Below are 3,163 nucleotides of genomic sequence, written 5' to 3'. Positions count from 1 at the left end.
TAGTGGGGCGGCCTGTTGTTTTGATTTATCACGATCATAGCGGGAGTCCCCATGCATTAACAGGGGAGGTTAGGGTGAAAAAGGGTTGGTTTGCAGCAGTTGGGGGTTGTGGAGCTTGCTCTGCAAGTGGTTCCTTTGCAGAGATTCGCGGGCAGGCCCGCTCCCACTGAAAGCAGGCATTCCTCTTCAAGACTATACTCATAGAAGTATTTTTGGCTCAACAAGGAGTGTTTATGCCAACTATCAGTATGTTTTATGGAAGCATCGCGAGGAATTAATTGCAAACTGGGCTTTGGTGGAGGGTGGCGAGGAAATTTGGGCGGGGTATAGGAAGAACAAAAGGTATCACCCGATTGGGGAGTTGCCCATTTTGGTGACAGGCGAGCTAGGCATCGGCCCTTTTGTAGCTAGATCTCCCGGGAAATCAACTGTTCTTTATCCACAACGCTGCCCGAGCGTATCCTCTTCAAGGCCACCCAGTATCAAATAACTGCAGTCTTCATCCCGATCCGGGATACCGCGCTGCCCCAGTAAATGAGACAACAACCCACCCGAAACTTCACACGCTCGATTATCCGAGCGTCACGGACGCGAAGCGTGCAGTGCGGCTGTCCTGTGGGATGGCTCCGATTAGTTGTAAAACACCTTGTAAATATGGATTTGTAATCCTAAAATGCAAGGTATGTTGCAGCGCCAGTTGGCAGAAAAACTTCAATTAACGATCGCACGAGTGCCCGCGGTCGCATTGCTAGGTGCGCGTCAGGTCGGCAAGACGACACTGGCAAAAACTATTGCGAAAGGGATCAGCTCAATTTATCTGGATTTAGAGGCCCCTGAGGATTTGCTGAAACTAAGTGATCCCACCAGTTTCTTAAGCACTCATGCCGATAAACTTGTCATCCTGGATGAAATACAGCGAAGCCCGGAATTGTTCCCGGTGCTGCGGGGGCTGATCGATAGAAACCGGGAGCAAGGTCGTAGGGCCGGCCAGTTTCTGCTGCTCGGTTCGGCGTCAATGGATTTGATGCGTCAGTCTTCTGAAAGCCTGGCAGGCCGGATTAGCTATATCGAGATGAGCGGCTTGAACATTGCTGAAGTCAATGGTAAGCAAGACGGTCGGCAAAGCCTATGGCTGCGCGGCGGTTTTCCGGACAGCTTTCTGGCAACGGATGATGACTCGGCTATGGACTGGCTTGAAAATCTTGTTCGTACTTATCTTGAGCGTGACGTCCCGCAAATGGGCTTCCGTGTTCCCGCAGCAAGGTTGCGCCGACTTTGGACTATGTTGGCTCATTTGCAAGGTGAAACCGTTAACTATTCCAAGCTTGCGTCAAACCTTGAAGTCGATGCCAAGACGGTAACTAACTACATTGATATTTTGACAGACCTTTTGCTGGTCAGACGTCTCGAGCCTTGGCATGCCAACGTCAAGAAGCGTTTAGTGAAATCACCCCGCTATTACATTCGTGACAGCGGCATTCTGCATCGTCTGCTAGGTATCCATCGCTACGACGCGTTGTTGTCTAATCCGGTTTTAGGTAAAAGCTGGGAGGGGTTTGTCCTCGAAAATATTCATTCGGTTCTGCCGAGTCGTGCGGAAACCTACTTTTATCGAACCGCCGCCGGCGCAGAGATCGATCTGGTTATCATCATGCCATCATCTGAAATCTGGGCCGTAGAGATTAAGCATGGCGTCGCACCAAAAATCGGCAAGCACTACAGCCAAACCTGTGATGATGTCGGCGCAGCACATAAATACATTCTTTACGGTGGCGATGATGAGTTTTCTGTGGGTAATGACGTGAAGATTATTTCTTTAGCAAGGCTTATGGCAAAGCTTCAGTCGGGCTGATTTTTATAGCTTTCTGTGCATTGTATTATGGTATCGGCGCTGGTGACCACTCTTAGACCCGTTCTCTAACTGGCTTCTTTCCTTTTATACCAAGTCATCTATATTGACTTTCAGGGGATATTGATGCAGTGGAAGTCGGACTTGATGATTGGCTTCTTTACCGACGAACTCGATGTCATCGAGGTAGGGTCTGTCTTCCTACAATTGATCTCCCTGAACTTCATCGCGCAGGGCGTCGCGTTCTCCTGCTCGGGCATCTTCCAAGGCCTAGGCAACACGCGACCCGCCATGCTGAGTTCGATGGTGCGAATCCTAGTCTTCTTACCGCTGGCGGTTTATTTGAAATATCAGCCTGACTTTACGATCAACCAGGTCTGGTGGGTCTCGATCCTATCGGTCACCGCTCAAGCTTTCGTCAGTTATCTGTTGGTACGACGCGAGTTTCGTAGGCGTCTTAGCCCCGAACCAGTCCTCGCCTAGCGATGAGGAGTTGCCGCCAGCGCCATTCATGGGCTGGTATTCGGAAGTGGCACAGGGTTTTGAAAAAGTTTACAGTGCTGACACCAAGTAATTTTCTTGCCTCATCAGTCTGTGAGCGAAAGCGTTTTGAACAATCTTTTCCAGAGCATTAACGATTTCTTCGCATTCATTCAGCCGATTGCCGATGCGGTGTGGGGTTTTCCCACGCAGCTGACGTGGTATGCGAAAATCCCCTTGTTAGGCAAGAGGTCATTCGCAGTGCTACTCCTGCTGGGCATGGGTTTGTATTTCTCGCTACGCACCGGTTTCATTCAAACGCTTAGTTTCTCGCGCGCCATCCAGATTATGATGCGACGCCGCACTAGTGACACAGGGATTAGCGCCTTCGCCTCATTCATGCTTGGCTTGGCGATGCGCTCAGGGCCGGGCAATATTGTTGGGGTAACGGGCGCAATCACGGTGGGCGGGCCGGGTGCCTTATTTTGGATGTGGGTAGCGGCCTTCTTCGGCATGGCCACTGCGTTTATGGAGGCGGTGCTAGCGCAACTCTTTAAAGAGAAGAAGGGCAATGATTACGTTGGCGGGTTGCCGTTCTATGGTCGGCGCATTCTTGGCAATAAGCGTATCGTGGGGATATTCCTTTCCGTCGCCTTCATCGTCTACGCGTTATTCAATGTACCAATTCAAACCTGAGTATAGGTAGAATAAAGACTATCTCGAATCAAATCCACCTCCCTTCCCATCATGAAAGCTCGTCCCGTGGCTCAACCAATTCTCAGAAACTCCTCAGAACTGACCAAGTTAACGATCCATCGGCTCCCTGCATCGTCC

General features: G+C 50.5%; 3 protein-coding genes. All 3 read left to right on the top strand.

The features are described 5' to 3' along the window. The first annotated feature begins 673 nt into the window (after positions 1-673). The 3 genes from ACESNI_RS05900 to ACESNI_RS05890 all read left to right on the top strand — a co-directional run bounded on the left by ACESNI_RS05900 (position 674) and on the right by ACESNI_RS05890 (position 3,025). Positions 674-1,852: an ATP-binding protein gene (locus ACESNI_RS05900; RefSeq protein ID WP_373085588.1), complete on the top strand. Its 1,179-nt coding sequence runs from the start codon at positions 674-676 to the stop codon at positions 1,850-1,852. 123 nt (positions 1,853-1,975) lie between these two features. Further along, positions 1,976-2,332 carry an MATE family efflux transporter gene (locus tag ACESNI_RS05895; RefSeq protein ID WP_373085587.1) on the top strand — a complete coding sequence of 119 codons (357 nt, stop codon included), beginning with the start codon at positions 1,976-1,978 and terminating at the stop codon, positions 2,330-2,332. A 126-nt stretch (positions 2,333-2,458) separates the two neighbouring features. After that, positions 2,459-3,025: an alanine:cation symporter family protein gene (locus tag ACESNI_RS05890; RefSeq protein WP_373085586.1), complete on the top strand. Its 567-nt coding sequence runs from the start codon at positions 2,459-2,461 to the stop codon at positions 3,023-3,025. The last annotated feature ends 138 nt before the right edge of the window (positions 3,026-3,163 follow it).

The organism is Sneathiella sp. (assembly GCF_041689005.1).
Lineage (GTDB): Bacteria > Pseudomonadota > Alphaproteobacteria > Sneathiellales > Sneathiellaceae > Sneathiella.
The sequence above is the reverse complement of the archived record's forward strand: the minus strand, read 5'-3'. Positions and strand labels throughout refer to the sequence as shown.

Coding starts and splice junctions, on each gene's coding strand:
- ACESNI_RS05900 (WP_373085588.1), top strand. CDS start 674: ATGCAAGGTATGTTGCAGCGCCAGTTGGCAGAAAAACTTCAATTAACG.
- ACESNI_RS05895 (WP_373085587.1), top strand. CDS start 1,976: ATGCAGTGGAAGTCGGACTTGATGATTGGCTTCTTTACCGACGAACTC.